Source organism: Streptomyces sp. NPDC056883, from assembly GCF_042788835.1.
Taxonomy (GTDB): Bacteria; Actinomycetota; Actinomycetes; order Streptomycetales; family Streptomycetaceae; genus Streptomyces; species Streptomyces stoeckheimensis.
In genome coordinates this window covers 55,699-71,139 of record NZ_JBHUBS010000014.1, presented here as the reverse complement: position 1 = coordinate 71,139, position 15,441 = coordinate 55,699, and the positions used below count along the sequence as shown (strand labels likewise).

Annotated in this window: 17 protein-coding genes, 1 tRNA gene and 1 pseudogene; 12 read left to right on the top strand and 7 right to left on the bottom strand. The window is 68.8% G+C overall.

Annotated features, from left to right (window positions below; genetic code table 11):
- The first annotated feature begins 255 nt into the window (after nt 1-255).
- Nucleotides 256-1,113 carry a hypothetical protein gene (locus tag ACFRU2_RS29150; RefSeq protein WP_382977831.1) on the top strand — a complete coding sequence of 286 codons (858 nt, stop codon included), beginning with the start codon at nt 256-258 and terminating at the stop codon, nt 1,111-1,113.
- On the opposite strand, the gene ACFRU2_RS29145 is transcribed toward ACFRU2_RS29150, so the two are convergent.
- The 4 genes from ACFRU2_RS29145 to ACFRU2_RS29130 form a co-directional block, all read right to left on the bottom strand.
- A complete protein-coding gene (locus ACFRU2_RS29145) occupies nt 1,104-1,949 on the bottom strand; it encodes an aldo/keto reductase (RefSeq protein ID WP_382977482.1) in 846 nt (281 codons plus the stop codon). The two genes, ACFRU2_RS29150 and ACFRU2_RS29145, sit on opposite strands and share 10 nt — an antisense overlap.
- Nucleotides 1,883-3,094 (bottom strand): JmjC domain-containing protein, encoded by a 1,212-nt coding sequence (locus ACFRU2_RS29140; RefSeq protein ID WP_382977479.1) that lies wholly within the window; start codon nt 3,092-3,094, stop codon nt 1,883-1,885. The genes ACFRU2_RS29145 and ACFRU2_RS29140 overlap by 67 nt, the downstream gene beginning before the upstream one ends.
- Nucleotides 3,095-3,185: 91 nt before the next feature.
- Entirely contained in the window at nt 3,186-3,341 is a 156-nt protein-coding gene (locus ACFRU2_RS29135; RefSeq protein WP_157853303.1) for a hypothetical protein, read from the bottom strand.
- 163 nt (nt 3,342-3,504) lie between these two features.
- Complete coding sequence (locus tag ACFRU2_RS29130) at nt 3,505-3,636, bottom strand: hypothetical protein (protein ID WP_382977476.1); 132 nt, start codon at nt 3,634-3,636, stop codon at nt 3,505-3,507.
- A 450-nt stretch (nt 3,637-4,086) separates the two neighbouring features.
- On the opposite strand from ACFRU2_RS29130, the gene ACFRU2_RS29125 reads away from it, so the two are divergent.
- Nucleotides 4,087-5,445, top strand: coding sequence for a hypothetical protein (locus ACFRU2_RS29125; RefSeq protein WP_382977473.1), 1,359 nt, complete (start codon nt 4,087-4,089; stop codon nt 5,443-5,445).
- Here the strand turns inward: ACFRU2_RS29125 and ACFRU2_RS29120 are convergent.
- A complete protein-coding gene (locus ACFRU2_RS29120; protein WP_382977470.1) occupies nt 5,415-5,948 on the bottom strand; it encodes an NUDIX hydrolase in 534 nt (177 codons plus the stop codon). The genes ACFRU2_RS29125 and ACFRU2_RS29120 overlap by 31 nt on opposite strands.
- A 170-nt stretch (nt 5,949-6,118) precedes the next feature.
- Nucleotides 6,119-6,571 carry a hypothetical protein gene (locus ACFRU2_RS29115; RefSeq protein WP_382977468.1) on the bottom strand — a complete coding sequence of 151 codons (453 nt, stop codon included), beginning with the start codon at nt 6,569-6,571 and terminating at the stop codon, nt 6,119-6,121.
- A gap of 91 nt (nt 6,572-6,662) precedes the next feature.
- On the opposite strand from ACFRU2_RS29115, the gene ACFRU2_RS29110 reads away from it, so the two are divergent.
- The 3 genes from ACFRU2_RS29110 (at nt 6,663) to ACFRU2_RS29100 (ending at nt 8,349) form a co-directional block, all read left to right on the top strand.
- The gene (locus ACFRU2_RS29110; protein ID WP_382977465.1) at nt 6,663-7,781 is read left to right on the top strand and encodes a DUF4062 domain-containing protein; all 1,119 of its coding nucleotides are present in this window, start codon (nt 6,663-6,665) and stop codon (nt 7,779-7,781) included.
- A 58-nt stretch (nt 7,782-7,839) separates the two neighbouring features.
- Nucleotides 7,840-7,943 (top strand) — tRNA-Lys (locus tag ACFRU2_RS29105).
- Between the two features lie 190 nt (nt 7,944-8,133).
- The gene (locus ACFRU2_RS29100) at nt 8,134-8,349 is read left to right on the top strand and encodes a hypothetical protein (protein WP_382977462.1); all 216 of its coding nucleotides are present in this window, start codon (nt 8,134-8,136) and stop codon (nt 8,347-8,349) included.
- Between the two features lie 145 nt (nt 8,350-8,494).
- Here the strand turns inward: ACFRU2_RS29100 and ACFRU2_RS29095 are convergent.
- A pseudogene (locus ACFRU2_RS29095) lies at nt 8,495-8,704 on the bottom strand (NAD(P)-binding protein); the annotation flags it as partial.
- Nucleotides 8,705-8,977: 273 nt separating this feature from the next.
- On the opposite strand from ACFRU2_RS29095, the gene ACFRU2_RS29090 reads away from it, so the two are divergent.
- From ACFRU2_RS29090 to ACFRU2_RS29060, 7 genes are all read left to right on the top strand, one after another.
- Nucleotides 8,978-9,394: a DUF6344 domain-containing protein gene (locus tag ACFRU2_RS29090; RefSeq protein ID WP_382977459.1), complete on the top strand. Its 417-nt coding sequence runs from the start codon at nt 8,978-8,980 to the stop codon at nt 9,392-9,394.
- Between the two features lie 710 nt (nt 9,395-10,104).
- The gene (locus ACFRU2_RS29085; RefSeq protein ID WP_250738547.1) at nt 10,105-10,416 is read left to right on the top strand and encodes a hypothetical protein; all 312 of its coding nucleotides are present in this window, start codon (nt 10,105-10,107) and stop codon (nt 10,414-10,416) included.
- Nucleotides 10,417-10,607: 191 nt separating this feature from the next.
- On the top strand, nt 10,608-11,765 hold the full coding sequence (locus ACFRU2_RS29080; RefSeq protein WP_382977456.1) for an acyl-CoA dehydrogenase family protein: 1,158 nt from the start codon (nt 10,608-10,610) through the stop codon (nt 11,763-11,765).
- Nucleotides 11,762-12,745: a bifunctional MaoC family dehydratase N-terminal/OB-fold nucleic acid binding domain-containing protein gene (locus ACFRU2_RS29075; RefSeq protein WP_382977453.1), complete on the top strand. Its 984-nt coding sequence runs from the start codon at nt 11,762-11,764 to the stop codon at nt 12,743-12,745. Before ACFRU2_RS29080 ends, ACFRU2_RS29075 begins: the two co-directional genes overlap by 4 nt.
- On the top strand, nt 12,745-13,800 hold the full coding sequence (locus ACFRU2_RS29070; RefSeq protein ID WP_382977450.1) for an acyl-CoA dehydrogenase family protein: 1,056 nt from the start codon (nt 12,745-12,747) through the stop codon (nt 13,798-13,800). The genes ACFRU2_RS29075 and ACFRU2_RS29070 overlap by 1 nt, the downstream gene beginning before the upstream one ends.
- Nucleotides 13,797-14,216 (top strand): acyl dehydratase, encoded by a 420-nt coding sequence (locus ACFRU2_RS29065; RefSeq protein ID WP_382977447.1) that lies wholly within the window; start codon nt 13,797-13,799, stop codon nt 14,214-14,216. The genes ACFRU2_RS29070 and ACFRU2_RS29065 overlap by 4 nt, the downstream gene beginning before the upstream one ends.
- Complete coding sequence (locus ACFRU2_RS29060) at nt 14,213-15,379, top strand: lipid-transfer protein (RefSeq protein WP_250738542.1); 1,167 nt, start codon at nt 14,213-14,215, stop codon at nt 15,377-15,379. Before ACFRU2_RS29065 ends, ACFRU2_RS29060 begins: the two co-directional genes overlap by 4 nt.
- Nucleotides 15,380-15,441 lie beyond the last annotated feature (62 nt).

Genomic DNA, 15,441 nt, shown 5'->3' with positions numbered 1-15,441 from the left:
GGGCCACTCGATCAAATTCCGGGCAGGATCAAAGCCTGCCCGAGTTGCCGGACAGCGTAAGGCCCCCTGAACATGCCCGACCCCAACCCGAACAGGACACCGGCCAAAGCCGCTCCGGCCACCGGCGTGGGCGAAGCGCGCGCCGTATTCCCAACGGTCAATGATGGGACGGAAGTTGACGTGCGCCATGTTGACGGGCGGATCGTGTCGGCGGCCTCTTCCTGCTACGGTCATCCGTTCGCCGAGGAGGTCGTGATGAACGGATCCCTGCCCGTTGCTGCCCAGGTGGATCTACGCCGTCAGCCGGTTGAAGACGTGCTGGAGCGCGTAGAAGAGGCTCTGCACGTCCGGTTGGTTCGGGAGGCCCTGGTGCGCAAGCGCCGTTCCTTGGGGGGCCGTACGGAGCGGGGCACGTGGGTGCGTATCGAGCGGCGGGGATTCGAGCGGATCGGCCCGCAGGGCTGGAACGGGACCGAGGCTGCTGCCGTACTGCAAGGAGTCGCGATGCCCGAGTGGTACCAGGGTGTGGCGTGGCGCGAGCCGGGCGAGCCGGTGATGTGGCGCGCGGATGAGCTGGAGCTGATTCCGTCGCCGTCTGTTGGCAAGGGCGCCCTGGTGCTCGAAGACCCGGGCTTGCCGGACAAGTGGTGGGAGGCGTTGAACGCTTCGCTGGACGCGCTTGCCTCACAGCAGACGCCACGGATCGCGACACCGGACACGGTGACGATCACGCAGGAGCAGGTGACCCAGACCCTCGGGGCAGTCTTCCCCGGGGTGGCCGATACGCGGATCGAGCGGTGGGCGCCGGCTCATGCAGATCTGACCTGGGCCAACGTGATGGGACCGGAGTTCTCCCTCATCGACTGGGAGGACTGGGGCATGGCGCCCCGGGGCCTGGACGCCGCAACGCTGTGGGGCAACGCGCTTGCCGTCCCGCGTCTCGCGGACCGCGTCCACCAGGAGCGGCGTGCGGACTTGGAGAGCCGGGACGGCAAGCTGATGTCGCTGTTCTTCCTGTCGAAGATCGTCGGACCCTACGCGTACGAGGAGGATCCGCTGCTGGCTCCGGCCCGGAAGGAGGCCGACCGCCTGGTAGCCGAGCTTCAGCTCTGACGGTGTCCGTCGAGGGCCCGCAGGTACTGACTGACGGCGGCGGTGTCCACTTCCGTGCCCAGGGACTGGAGCAACTGGGCCAGGTGCCTGGGGTCGTCGGTGCCGACCGCCATCGCGGAGGCGGTGGGCAGGTGGAACGCGGTCCGGAACGCCGCCTGTATGCGGGACAGATCCCTGTGACTCGGTCGCAGGAACGGCCGGGGGTCGAATTCCTCCCACACTTTCCGGTGGCCGCCGCCGAAGGGGCTCATGCCCCAGGTTTTGCCCGGCTGCCAGGCCGTGCGCAAGACGGTTGTGGCGTTGAGTAAGTCGATGCCCACGAGGAACCCGGCCCGGACCATCAGGACGTCCGGGGACGGCAGGTCGTCCACCTGGACCGTCCCGAGCGACCGGGTATCCCAGGAGGCCACACCCCAGGCGCGGCACAGACCGTGGCGGGTGGCGTCGGCCAGGGCAGTGCAGGCATTGCCGAGGAGGGTGTGGCCATCGGCAGTGGACAGGCCCGCAAGGGTCCGTTCGGGGTTGTGGAGGAGCACGGTGTCAGGTTCCCTGCCGAGTTCCCGGGCCGCTCGCTCGACCGCCAGCCGCAGCCGGACCGGATCAAGGGAGTGCTCCACACCTCCAGCGCTCGGGAAGAAGCCCACCTTCGTGGAGAGGGTGAACCTCGGCAGCAGATCGGCGGCCGTCTCGGCCAGCACCGTGTGCGAGCGGAAGCCGAAGTAGGGAGCCGCCGTGTCCAGGGCAGTGACGCCGAGGTCGAGTGCGGCCGTCAGGATGTCGCGGTGGTGACGAGACCGGTGTAGGCCGAGGACAAGGCGGGGGTCAGCTCCGTGCACAGTTCCTCCTTCACCAGGATCTCGGCGAGCTGTTCCACGTCCAGGCCGGTCTTCTCGGTGGCGTCGGCGATGTCGACGGGATGGCCGCTCAGCAGCAGGGCGAGGGCGGGGTACGCCTTGCCGGCGAACGTGAGCTTCTTGCCTGCGGCGAGAACGTCCACGGTGTCGTGGTGCTGTTCGATCACGGGCTCGAAGTCGGTGACGCACACGACGGCCGCGGGCTTGCCGAACAGGCCGGTGGCCGGGACATGCCGGGCGGCCAGGCGTTCCCGCTCGCGGGCATCGAAGAAGTCCTGCGGAGTCAGTTTCGTAGCCATCTCGGCGACGGCGTCGGCCAGGAGCTGCTGCTGTCCCTCCCACTGGCCGGGGGAGTTCCAGCGGTCCAGGTCGTACCGGAACAGGTCCTGCGTGCGGGCCTGGTCGGCGAGCCAGGCCAGCCAGTTCACGCCGACGCGCTTCACGATGCCGAAGGTGGCGTGCAGGCTGTAGCCGTCGCCTTGGTCGTCGCGGGTGGCCTGGTGCCAGAAGCCGCGCGGGATGTGCATCACGTCGCCGGGCTCCATGACGCCCTGCCACACGACTTCCTCGCTGGGCTCGGCATTGGGGGCGGAGTCGCGGTACATCGGAACCTTGCGCGAGGTGCCGCGGACTTCCCAGCTCTTGCGGCCGGCGAGCTGGACGATCACGGTGTCGTGGTCGTCCCAGTGGAGCTTGAAGCCGCTGGCGTCCTGGGTGGTCAGGTAGGCGTTCACCTGCACCAGCTCGCGGGCCCACCACTGGAGCGCACGGCAGGTGGCCTCCATGGCCGGGTCGAAGAAGTCGACCTCGTCCAGAACCATGGTGCAGCCCTCGCGCATCAGCCCGCCGACGCGGCGCATGTCGGCTATGGGGATGGCCTGTCCCCGCCGGGTGACGGAGGGCTGGATGTAGCGGCCGGGGTGCAGTTCGGCCCCGTCCTGGAAGATGCGGAACTGGGGCGTGGTGACGCTGCGGCGCATCACCAGGTCCAGCAGCTTCCTGGGATTGAGCAGGCGATCGAGCAGATCAAGGTCCCCGATCGTTCCCCGGGCGAAAGAGGCTCCGAGTGCACCGGGCCCGTCCCAGCCGAGGGCTTTCTCCAGTGCGGCGACGAAGTGGTGGTCCACGTGTTCCTCCGGTCGGAGTCATAGCGGGTGAAGGCCGGGGGCCCGCCGTGGATGACGGGCCCCCGGGTGGTGCTGCGGCGTACTTGTGGGGCTACTCCTGCGGGAGGTTCAGGCCGTCGCGGTTCTCGCCGTCGTCGCCCGCGGAGGTGCCGGTGGAGTCGGACTCCGCCGCCGCAGCGGTGAAGCGGTCCTGGACCTTGATCAGGCTCTCGACGCCGATCAGCAGGTCTTCCTTCTGCGCTGCCATGTGTGTCTCCATTTCCTGGAAGTCCAGGGCCGACGGATGCCGGCCCAGCCCCGATGGGGCGTGCCTCACCAGCCCCTTTGTTCCCGGGCCGGTGAGGAGACGGGGGTGGCGCGAGGCCACGGATCGAGCGAAGGCGGGATTCGTGCCGGAAGCCGGTTGCCGGTCAGCGGCCGGGATCACCAGCGATGGCCAGGGTGACCACCAGGACGGTGACGACGGCGGCGTAGAGGAGCACGGCGAGCTGTTGGCGCCAGCCCCGCGGAGCTCGACCACGTACCCGGGAATCCCGTTCCAAAGGAGCTTTCAACGTCGGAAGGCGGCCACTACGCCGACCCCGGCGCGATGGATGCCGCCTGAAGGACACGGACCGACGACGAGGTACCGCCGCAGCGGGGGCATTCGCACGGGGGGTAGCGGCCGGGGTTGGAGAGGATGTCGAACGGGTCGCCTTCCAGGACCCGCGAGCGCGGCGACCATGTCCGGCCCGAGTCCCGCGATACCCGGATGCTCATCAGGACGCGGGGCTCTATGCCCAGGTCAGGGGTTGCCCCGAGGGCCGTTCGCTCTGTGTCAGGAGTGCCCGCCGAATCGTTCAAGGCGGTCGTCCTCGGTCGCTTCGCCATGTCCAGAAGGATCGCGATCAGGACGACGAGCCAGAAAGGCCCAGCGGATTACCCAACTTGGGTAACATCACGGTCGGTTGAGACTTTGAAGCGATCCGTAGTCTTCCTCCGGAGCGTGCCCGATGCCCGAGACACGTCGTACGAAGGAACTACCAGGAAGTCTGCTCACCGAGCCCGAGATGATCGACGCGTGCCGCGTGCGCGACTTTGCGAGGGTCTTTCACCTGGTCAAGACTCGGGCAGGCATCTACCCGTCGATGATCGCGCGGCAGTGCGAGCTGACGCCGAGCCGAGTGGGTGAGGTGATCGCGGGTCAGCGACAGCTCCTCCACATGGAAGTGATCGAGCGGATCGCCGATGGATTGCGTATCCCGGGGCACATGCTCGGGCTTGCCCGCCGTACGTGGGAGACGCCGGCTGTCTTGGCCGTGGCCGAGCGGGAACGGCCGGAGTTCGGTCACGTGCCCGTTGAGCCGAAGCTCCTCAGCGCCTTACCGGGCGTGGAGGTGGACAGCATCCTGGCCCTGGCCGCCGGGACCAACCCGAGCCCATCCACATTGCACGCTCTGCGTTCTTCGATCGAGGACTACTGGCGTCGCGACGACGAGCACGGGGGCGAGACGCTTCGACCCGCTGTCGTCGGCCAGCTGCGATATGTCGAAGGGCTACTGAAGGACCAGCGGCCCGCGCCGATCCAGCACGGCCTGTACGGCATTGCGGCGGAGTTGGCGCGGTTGACCGGGTGGACGTACTTCGATGCCCGGCAGTACCACCAGGCCCGCGCGTACTTCTCGGAAGCTCTGCAACTGGCCCGGGAGATTGACGACCATCCCTTCATGGCCAACGTCCTGGCCTGCATGAGCCTGCAAGCGACCTACCAGGACAAGCCGGCGGACGCGCTTGCACTGGCGTCTGCTGCCCAGGACCAGGCCCGAGCGGACATGGGTACGACGCCGCGGGTTCGGGCCATGCTGGCCATGCGTGAGGCGTTCGCCCACGCGACCTTGGGCGACCGGACGGCGACACACACCGCGATCTCCGAGGCACACAGTCAGTACGGGCGGATCAAGGCGGACGACCCGGACCCGGCATGGGTGACGTACTTCGACGAGCCGAAGCTCATCGTGGACACGGGCATAGCGCACGGCCGTCTCGGCGAGGCGGCGATTGCCGAACCGTTGATCGCGGATGCGCTGGAGCGGGAGGACCCCGCGAACCAGCGCGGTAGGGCGTTCCACGCCTTCTGGTTGGCCCGTACGCAGCTCCAGAGGGGCAAGCTTGACCAGGCGTGCCACACGGCGATCGAGGCGCTGGTGCCCGCCGCAGCCGTGTCGTCCGAGCGGGTGACCGGGCACCTTCGCGAGTTCTACGAGCAGCTTGCGCCGTATCGCGAGGTGCCGGCCGCAGTCGCGTTCGAGGCACGCCTACGAGCGATGCTCCCCCCGCAGGGTCAGCGAACCCCTTCGTCCATCAGGACGTAGAGGAGGCCGACCAGAGAGCCGCTGCTGACGATCTCGCGGCGGTCGATCATGCCCCGGATGTTCGCCAGTGGGATCCACTCGATCCGGTCCGACTCGTTCTTCTCGGTCGGCGGCCCGTCGTATGTGGCGCCGTCGGCGCGGAACAGGTGGTGCTGGGAGTCGGTGATGCCGTTTGCCGGTTCGGCGTAGATCAGCGGCTTCATCGGGCCGGGACGCCAGCCAGTCTCTTCGAGGACTTCACGGGCGGCAGCCTCGCCGGGCGTCTCGTCCGCTTCGACCAGGCCCATGGGCAGCTCCCAGGCCCACGCGTCCGTGATGAAGCGGTGGCGCCACATCATCAGGACTTCTTGGCGGCCGTTGATCACAGCGGCCACGGCCAGGTGGCGGAGCTTGACGACGTGGTGTTCCCAGCGGTGCCCGTCCGGCGTCTCGATGTCGGTGAGCCACAGGTTCACCCACTTGTTTTCGTAGATCGGACGTTCCCCGTGGATCTTCCACTGCATCGCTGCGGCCCCTCTCGATCGACCACCAGCATCGCAGAGCCATCACACGTAGTCCCTGAGTTCGGAAAATCACGTCAGAGTGACGAAATGGGGGTGCTAGCTACCGAGCTGCTTGAGGAAGTCTGGGAGGCAAGCCGTCTGCTACCAGGAAGGCCTTCGTATCTATGCCCTCAAGCCGCAACCACACATACGCAGAGGAGGGATACGCCGTAGAGAGCGATAGCAAGGTGCAGCGTCACCCACAGGCGATGCAGCCGGATGCGGTGCAGGCGAGGAAATCTGCTGTTGTGCTCGTCGCGCGCCTGCACGAGCCCCTCTTTGGACCCCAAAACTCCCCGTGCCACCAGGTCTGCGGTCAACGCCCGCGCCTGAGAGAGGTGGTAGGAAGCTCGTTCGTGGTACTTGGATACAGCAACAGCCCCGTACGCGCCTGTCAGTACGACGAAGATGCATAGGGGTACGACGTTGAGCGTGAACTTCTGCTGAACGATCAGAGCGCTCAGAGCGGCCGTAACGACGATGAGGAGGTTCGTCAGCGTTGAGCGTTGGGTTTCGCACTGACGTAGTTGCTCTCGGTGCTCTTTCCAGTAGGCGCGTATTGCCTCGTCTGAAGCGTCGGGCATGGAGCAACTCCTTCCCAGGATCGGCACACTAGACACACGAGTCAACCGCTTCGCCACGAAGGCGAACCCGCAGCAGTGGAGACACCGTAGCGTGAAGATCTTCATCAGCAGCGCCCGCAAAGGTCTTGAGGCAGAGCGCGACGCCCTCGACGGGTTGATCCGCGCACTGGGTCACACTCCCGTGCGATTCGAGGACTTTTCCGCACAGACCACCCCTAGTCGGGAGGCATGTCTGAGAGCGCTGGCATCCGCGGATGTATGCCTCTTCCTCCTTGGGCCGTTCTATGGCCACATCTTCCCCGAGACGGGACAGTCGGCTACGCACGACGAATGGGTAGCTGCGCAGGCAGCAGGAAAACCAAGTTTCGTCTACCGCAAAGAAGGCGTGGAGTTCGAGGCGAATCAGCACAACTTCGTGCGGATCTTGGAGGCGTACGCCACTGGGAAGTTCCGCGACTCCTTCCACACCTCGGAAGACCTGATGGTCAAAGTCGTACAGAAGGTACGGGAGCTGGAGTCAGCCGTGTCACCGTTGGCCTTCGCCAAGCTTGTACAGCAGCCCACCCTGCACTGGTCCTCGAACGATGGTGCTTCCCAGGCCGTCAGCGACCGTGGTTCCCCGTTGGAACTGCACGTCCTTCCGCTGGATTTCCCTGGCTACTCGGCACGCGAGCTAGATCAACTTGGCGGTTCGCTGACGGAACGAATCCGGGCTACCCGGATGATCGGGAGCGATGTCGCGTTGAACCCCGTCCGGGCTGATGGGTACGTGGGCGTCAGCCTTCCGGCCAGTCGGCCAAGGTCATGGAACACGCCCCAAGAGGGCGAGCTGGTGGAATGCCGTCTGTACAAGACTGGGCAGCTCTCGATCCGGGCTACATTGCCCCGCGACAGCCATGGTGCGATCTTGGATCCCGATGCACTGCCCCAGCAGATCGCCGCCCTACTGAGATTCTCCGGGTCGCTGAATATCGTCCAGGCGGACCGCATCGTGGTGGCGGCCGGCGTGTCGACTGAGATGCTCATGAGTGTCGACACCTTTGATCCGCGGCGGTCCCGCCAGTCTTCGCAACTCATGGGCCTCGGGCGCTCGGGGCGCCAGCTGCGGACCGAGCCCGATGAGTCTGTCACTCTCGCAGCCCTTGGGGCTGGTGCTGCGGAGGTCGCTCCGCACCTGGCGGAGGCGCTGATCTTGCAGGCCCGCCGGTAGCGCCTAACCGACCCAGTGGACCAGGCGTGGACCGCCCGAGCCGACGAAGGACACGGCGGGTGGGTAAGGCGCAGGTCAGCCACGGCGAAGACGCTTCCCGCAGCACTCTCTTGAAAACCGTCGTGGCGCGAGTCACCGTGGGTTCAAATCCCACACCCACCGCAGGTGAACGACCCCTGACCAGCAAGAACGGTCAGGGGTCGTTTGACTGTGCTGCCGCCGTCCGTCACTGCTGGCATCCTTGGTTCCCCGCCACGACGGGCACGCATGGGGCAAGAGCTCAGCGCCTGGCGAGCCCCGCAAGCCCAAATCTCAGCAGCGCCGTACTACTGCATTGTGCGATCTTGCCGGCATGAGCGAGATGCCCCCGACCCCCGTGACCGTCGCTGACAGCGAGATCTTTGCTGGCCGCATCCTGCCGGGCATCAAGGCCATCCGAGAGCATCTCGGAAGTTCTCTCCAAGAGGCGTTCCTAACCTTCCACGAGCGGTACGAAGTCCTCCAGCGTGAGCAGCCCGACGCGTTCGCCGTGGCGCCCGATGAGTACTGGACCGGCTTTTACTCCTGAGACGCAAGGCCAGCCCCCTGCTTCTACCCACGACTGCCCCGGCTCCCATCCCGTCTGTCGTCGACCCACACGTGGCCATCATTCGCTCCTTGCCCGCCGCGTTGACGATGGAGCCGCCCTGGACGTCGGTCCGCTGGGCGCGGACCGTGTCGAGGACCCCGGCGCGGGAGACCACGTCGAGCGCGGCGCCGCGGATGTCGATCTTGTAGCCGCCCTCACGGAGGGCGGAGGCGCGCTCGATCACGGTCGGCCGGAAACCGTGGTGGCGCAGCCAGTGGGCCAAGGCGGTGCCCGCGATGCCTGCACCCGATATCAGTACGTTTCGGTTCTGCACGGAACTTGGTCCCCCGACCATGAAGAGAAGATCCGCCGCGCTGTGGTGGAGCATGGTGCGCGATCTGTTCCGATGTCAACAGCCGTCTGCGGAAGGGGAGATGGCGATCTTTCGGTGGAAGTCGCGGCTGGGTGTGAGCGAGGTTCCAAGGGGTGTGAAATTGTGCGATTAGCCCCTTTGAGTGGTGTTTGTCGGAAGATCGGCGCGGGGCGTGGAGGCGCTCCGCTTGCGCCCGCATCATGACGAATGTATTCAGATCCGCCCGTCGGAACATCGCGAAACGAGGGACCCGTCATGGCTCACCGCAGCACCATCACGTCGATCTGGACCACCGTCCTCGCGGCCCTCGTGGCCGTCCTCGCCTCCCTCGGCTTCGGCGGCAAGACCGCCCAGGCCGCCGCCACCCCGCTCTCCTCCTCCCCCGCCGCCGCCCCCGCGGCCGTCGCGGCGAACCGGCCGGCCTTCATGGCCCGACGGACCTGGAGGGCGATGATGCGCGGTGGTTCGCTCCCGCCCACCATCAAGCAGCGCATCCGCGCCGAGGCCCACGGCAAGACCCCGTCCGTCCGCCGCTCCACCACCGCCCTGTCCTCCGGTTCCGGAACCGGGTCCGGGTCCGAGTACGGAGTGGACGACAGCGTCCGTAGCGCCGCGATCGCCGCAGCGGTCCGCGTCGGAGCCGCTCGCCGGGAGATGGCCCTCGCCGCGTAGTGCGCGGCACGGAGCACTCGTACCGCACGCAGACGCGGCACCCGTCGACCGCAGGATCCGTCGACCGTAGGACCCGTTGATCGCAGGACACGGTATGACGCGGTAGGGCACATCAGGACACCGCAGGACCGGCAGGACATGGCAGGGCCCAGGACTCAGGTCCAGGAGTACCCGCCACCCAGTACGCAGGAGCACGTAGGAGCACGCAGGAGCAACGCAGCAGAACGCGAGAGCAACGCAGCGCAGGCGCTTGAGCCCGGTCGGTCGGTGTGAGAAGGCCGCGACCGCGGATCGTGCCGTGAAGGTGCCCCGGAGCGGGGCACAGAGGGAAGGCCCCGGCGAGCGCCGGGGGCGTGCAGGGGGCGTGAAGCTTGGCAGCGCAGGGCCGCAGGCCCGGGAGACGGTGGGGTTCCCGGACGGCGCGGCCCTTTTCGGCATGTCCGGGGCCGGCTGCTTTGGCGGAACGGTTCACCCCTTGCCCGGAGCGGGTTTCGGCGGGTCTCAACGCGCTGACCTGGGGCGTCGGGGGCGCGAAGGGGGTTTATCCGATGTTGGTCATGCTTGCGGGGGAATCGAGGACTCCGGGGTGGTTCGCCGGGGATTCGGTGGGCAACTCTGGTCTCGCGACGTCGTCACCACACGGAACGACCGAGGCGGTCGGCCAACTGCCTTGGAGTAAACCCGACTTCGGTTTTCTGGAGGATACAGACATGGCAAGCATCCGTACCGCCCGCGTCATCGCCGCCGTCGCCGCTCTCCCCCTCGCCGTCGCCCTCTTCGGCGGGGTGGCATCGGCCGACAACGGCTCCTTCGCGAACGACGGATCGAATGCGAGCGTCGCCAGCATCATCGGCAGCGGCGTGGGTGGCAACAACCACGGCAACTCCTCCACCTCGCAGCAGGTGGCCACCGGATCCGGCGCGTCCAACCAGAACAACACCGCGCAGGTCAACGGCTCGGCCTTCACCGCGATCGAGCAGCACAACTCCACCGTCGCCGTGAACTTCTACCCCTGGTGGTAGCCGCGGCCTGAGTTGCACCGACTGCCCAGGGCGCCTGCGCGACCGGACCGGCTGGGGTCCGGTAGTGCGGGCGCCCTCGGGCGTTCCGGGCGTTCAGGGCGCTCCGTCACAGCGCCACGGCCTTGACATCCACCTGGAATCTGACGGACAGTCAGCTCCACTTGATGATGTGATGCCGGGAGGCCAGCGCCGTGCACCTCGCCCCGACCGAAGGCCAGTTGCGGCTCCGTTCCGAGCTGCGGGAGTACTTCGGAAACCTGCTGCCGGACGGGGTGCCCGAGGACCCCGCCGAGCAGCGCGCACTACTGCGCCGGATAGGCGCCGACGGACTCCTCGGCCTCGGCTGGCCCGTCGAGTACGGAGGCCAGGGCCGCGGCCCGGACGAGCAGTTCGTGTTCTTCGACGAGGCCTACCGGGCCGGTGCCCCCGTCTCCATGGTCACCCTCAATACCGTCGGCCCGACCCTGATGAAGTACGGGACGCAGGAGCAGAAGGACTACTTCCTGCCCCGGATCCTCAAGGGCGAGATCGTCTTCGCCATCGGCTACTCCGAGCCCGAGGCGGGCACCGACCTCGCCTCCCTGCGCACCAGGGCCGTCCGCGACGACCAGGGCTGGCTGATCGACGGCCAGAAGATCTTCACCTCCAACGCCCAGAACGCCGACTGGATCTGGCTCGCCTGCCGCACCGACCCGGAAGCCCCCAAGCACAAGGGCATCTCCATCATCCTGGTGCCCACCGACGACCCGGGCTTCTCCTGGACCCCGATCGACACGGTCGGCGGCCTGACCACGACCGCCACGTACTACGACTCCATCCGCGTGCCCGCCGGCAACCTCGTCGGCCCCGAGCACGGCGGCTGGGGCCTGATCACCAACCAGCTCAACCACGAACGCGTCGCCCTCGCCGCCATCGGCATGCAGGCCGAGGACTTCTACCGGGGCGCGCTCGACCACGCCCGCACCCCCGATCCGGTCACCGGCGAGCGTCCCGCCGACCGCCCCTGGGTGCAGTCGCGGCTCGCCGAGGCCCATGCGCGCCTCGCCGCGGTACGCCTCCTCAACTGGCGCCTCGTCCAGGACGTCGGCGCCGGCACCCTGGCCCCGGGCGACGCGAGCGGCGTGAAGTTCCTGGGCACCGAGTCCACCGTCGAGGTGTACCGGATCTGCCAGGAGGTGGTGGGGGAGGAGGCTCTGGTCCGGGGACCCGGCCCCGAGGTCTTCGCGGGCGGGGAGCTGGAGCGGATGAACAGGGCCGCCCAGATCAACACCTTCGGGGGCGGCGTCAGCGAGGTCCAACGGGAGATCGTCGCCATGATGCGGCTCGGTATGAAGGGAAGGAAGCGATGACCGCCAAGCCCGCCACGGACACCTCCGCCACCGAACCGACGGAAGCGGAAGGGGAGGCGGAAGCGGAAGCAGCGCGCTTCCACACCCTGCTCGCATCCTTCGAAGGGCAGCCCGCCGCCACCGCCGGCCAGGGCAAGGACGCGGTCAACGAGCCGATGATCCGCCACTGGTGCGAGGCGATGGGCGATGCCAACCCCGCCTACACCGGGCCGGACGCCATCGCCCCGCCCACCATGCTCCAGGCCTGGACGATGGGCGGGCTCTCCGGTCACGGCGACCGCTCCTCGGCCTACGACGAGCTCCTCGCGCTGCTCGACGGCGCGGGCTGCACCTCCGTCGTCGCCACCGACTGCGAGCAGGAGTACCTGAGGCCGCTGCGCCCCGGCGACGCGATCACCTTCGACGCCGTCATCGAGTCGGTGTCGCCGCGCAAGACCACCAAGCTCGGCACGGGACACTTCGTGACCACCCGCATGGACGTCCACGCCAACGGCGAACCGGCCGGGACCCACCGTTTCCGGATCCTCAAGTACGCCCCGGCGGCGAAGAAGCCCACCGAGCAGGCGAAGCCCGCGAAGCCCGCCCAGCGCCCCCGCCCCGTGATCAACCGCGACAACCAGGGCTTCTGGGACGGCGTCCGCGCGCACAAGCTCCTGATCCAGCGCTGCACCGCCTGCGCGACGCTCCGTTTCCCCTGGCTCCCCGGCTGCAACACCTGCGGGAGCCCGGACTGGGACACGGTCGAGGCGTCCGGCGCCGGCACGGTCTTCTCGTACGTGGTCATGCACCATCCGCCCTTCCCGGCCTTCGACCCGCCCTACGCGGTGGCGCTCGTCGAGCTCGCCGAAGGGGTCCGGATGGTCAGCAACATCACCGGCGTCCCGTACGACAAGGTCCGCATCGGGCTGCCCGTGCGCCTGGAGTTCCTGCGCGTGGACGAGGAACTGGAACTGCCCGTCTTCCGGGGGAGCGAGGCCTGATGGACTTCCACCCCACCGAGGAACAGGCCGCCGCGGCCGGACTCGCAGCCCAGATCTTCGGCGACCTCGCCACCCACGACCGCCTCGGCGCCGCCGGCACCGGCAGTGACGCCGAGCTGTGGAAGGCCCTCACCACCGCCGGACTGACCGCCGCCGTCGAGGACGTCGGCCTGCTCGGCCTGGTGCTCCTGCTGGAGGAGCAGGGCCGCACGACCGCGCAGGTCCCGTACGCCGCCACGTGCGTGTACGGGATCCTCGCCCTGACCCGGCACGGCACCGACGAGCAGCGTGCCCGGCTGCTCCCCGCGCTGAGTTCCGGAGACGCGGTCGCCACCGGGGCCTTCCCGGACCGCGGCCGGATCACCGCTTCGCCGGACGGCCGGCTCACCGGCGGCGCCCCCGCCGTGCCCTGGCTGCGCGAGGCCACGCACGTGCTGGTCCCGGACGGGACGGGAGCCCTGTGGCTCGTACGGACGGACGCGCCCGGGGTGCGCACGGAGCCTGTGGAGACCACCGCTCCCTGGTCGGCGGGCCGCCTGACCCTGACCGGAGCCGAGGCGGAACGGGTCGGGGGAGAGGGCGCCCACGCGGACGTACTGGCCGTCGCCCGGACCGCCTTCGCCGGCCTCCAGGCGGGGGTCTGCGCGGGCTCGCTGGCCCGCGCCGTGGAGTACACCTGCACCCGCGAGCAGTTCGGCCGGCCGCTCTCCACCAACCAGGGGGTCATGCTGCGCGCGGCCGACGCCTACATGGACACCGAGGCGATACGGGTCACCGCGTACGAGGCGGCCTGGCGCGTGGACGAGGGACTCCCGGCGGGCGAGCACGCGCTGACGGCGGCCTGGTGGGCCTCGGAAGCGGGCAAACGGGTCGTCCACGCGGGCCAGCACCTGCACGGCGGCATGGGCGCCGACCTCGACCACCCGGTCCACCGGCACTTCCTGTGGGGACGCCAGCTCGACGCGTACCTGGGCTGCGGCAGCGAACTGCTGGCCGAGCTCGGCGCGGCCCTGTCCGAAGACACAGCAGACACGTCCGAGGGAGACGAGGCATGAACATCGGCGACACACTGCCGCCGCTGGAGATACCGGTCACCCGCACCCTGATCGTCGCGGGCGCGATCGCCTCCCGCGACTACCAGGACGTGCACCACGACGCGGTGCTCGCGCGGGAGAAGGGCTCCCCGGACGTCTTCATGAACATCCTGACGACCAACGGCCTGGTCGGCCGCTACATCACCGACCACCTGGGACCGGCCACCGTGCTGCGCAAGGTGGCGATCCGCCTCGGCGCCCCGAACTACCCCGGCGACACCATGACGCTCACCGGAACCGTCACCGCCCTCGACGGGGACACCGCCGAGATCCGCGTGGTCGGCGCCAACGGCATCGGCCACCACGTCACCGGCACGGTCACCGTCACCCTGGGCACCACGCCGGACGGCGCCCGCACCCCGGAGGCCACGGCATGAGCGTCCGCACCCGCGACCAGCTCGGCGGCCGCGCCGCCATCGCCGGCATCGGCGCGACCGAGTTCTCCAAGGACTCCGGCCGCAGTGAGCTCAAGCTGGCCGTCGAAGCCGTGCACGCGGCCCTCGACGACGCCGGGCTCACCCCCGCCGACGTGGACGGCATGGTCACCTTCACGATGGACACCAGCCCCGAGATCACCGTCGCCCAGGCGGCCGGCATCGGGGACCTCTCCTTCTTCTCCCGCATCCACTACGGCGGCGGCGCCGCCTGCGCCACCGTCCAGCAGGCCGCCCTCGCCGTCGCCACCGGGGTCGCCGAGGTCGTGGTCTGCTACCGCGCCTTCAACGAACGCTCCGGCCGCCGCTTCGGCTCCGGCGTCCAGCAGCGCGAACCCTCGGCGGAGGGCGCGGCGCTCGGCTGGTCGCTGCCCTGGGGGCTGCTCACCCCGGCCTCCTGGGTGGCCATGACGGCCCAGCGCTACCTGCACGCCTACAACCTGACCCCGGAGGCCTTCGGCCACGTCGCGGTCACCGACCGCCGGCACGCGGCGAACAATCCGGCCGCCTACTTCTACGGCAAGCCCATCACCCTCGCCGACCACGCCGCTTCGCGCTGGATCGTCGAGCCGCTGCGGCTGCTCGACTGCTGCCAGGAGACGGACGGCGGCCAGGCCATCGTCGTCACCACCGCCGAACGGGCCCGTGACCTGCGGCAGAAGCCCGCCGTGATCACCGCGGCGGCGCAGGGTGCGGGCCGCCGCCAGGAGGCCATGTCCTCCTTCTACCGGGACGGCCTCACCGGGCTCCCGGAGATGGACGTGGTCGCCCGCCAGCTGTGGCGGACCAGCGGACTGCGGCCCTCGGACATCGACGTCGGCATCCTCTACGACCACTTCACGCCGTTCGTGCTGATGCAGCTGGAGGAGTTCGGCTTCTGCGCGCCGGGCGAGGCGGCCGATTTCGTGGCCGCGGACGCGCTGCCGCTCAACACCCACGGAGGCCAGCTCGGGGAGGCGTACCTGCACGGCATGAACGGCATCGCCGAGGCGGTCCGCCAGCTGCGCGGCACCTCCGTGAACCAGGTCTCCGGGGCCGCCCACGCCCTGGTCACAGCCGGTACCGGGGTCCCGACCTCCGGCCTGATCCTGGGCGCGGACGGCTGATCAGCCCCTCGTGGAAGCCCCACCTCCTCCACCTTCAGGAGGTGGGGCGGGCCCCAGCCCTA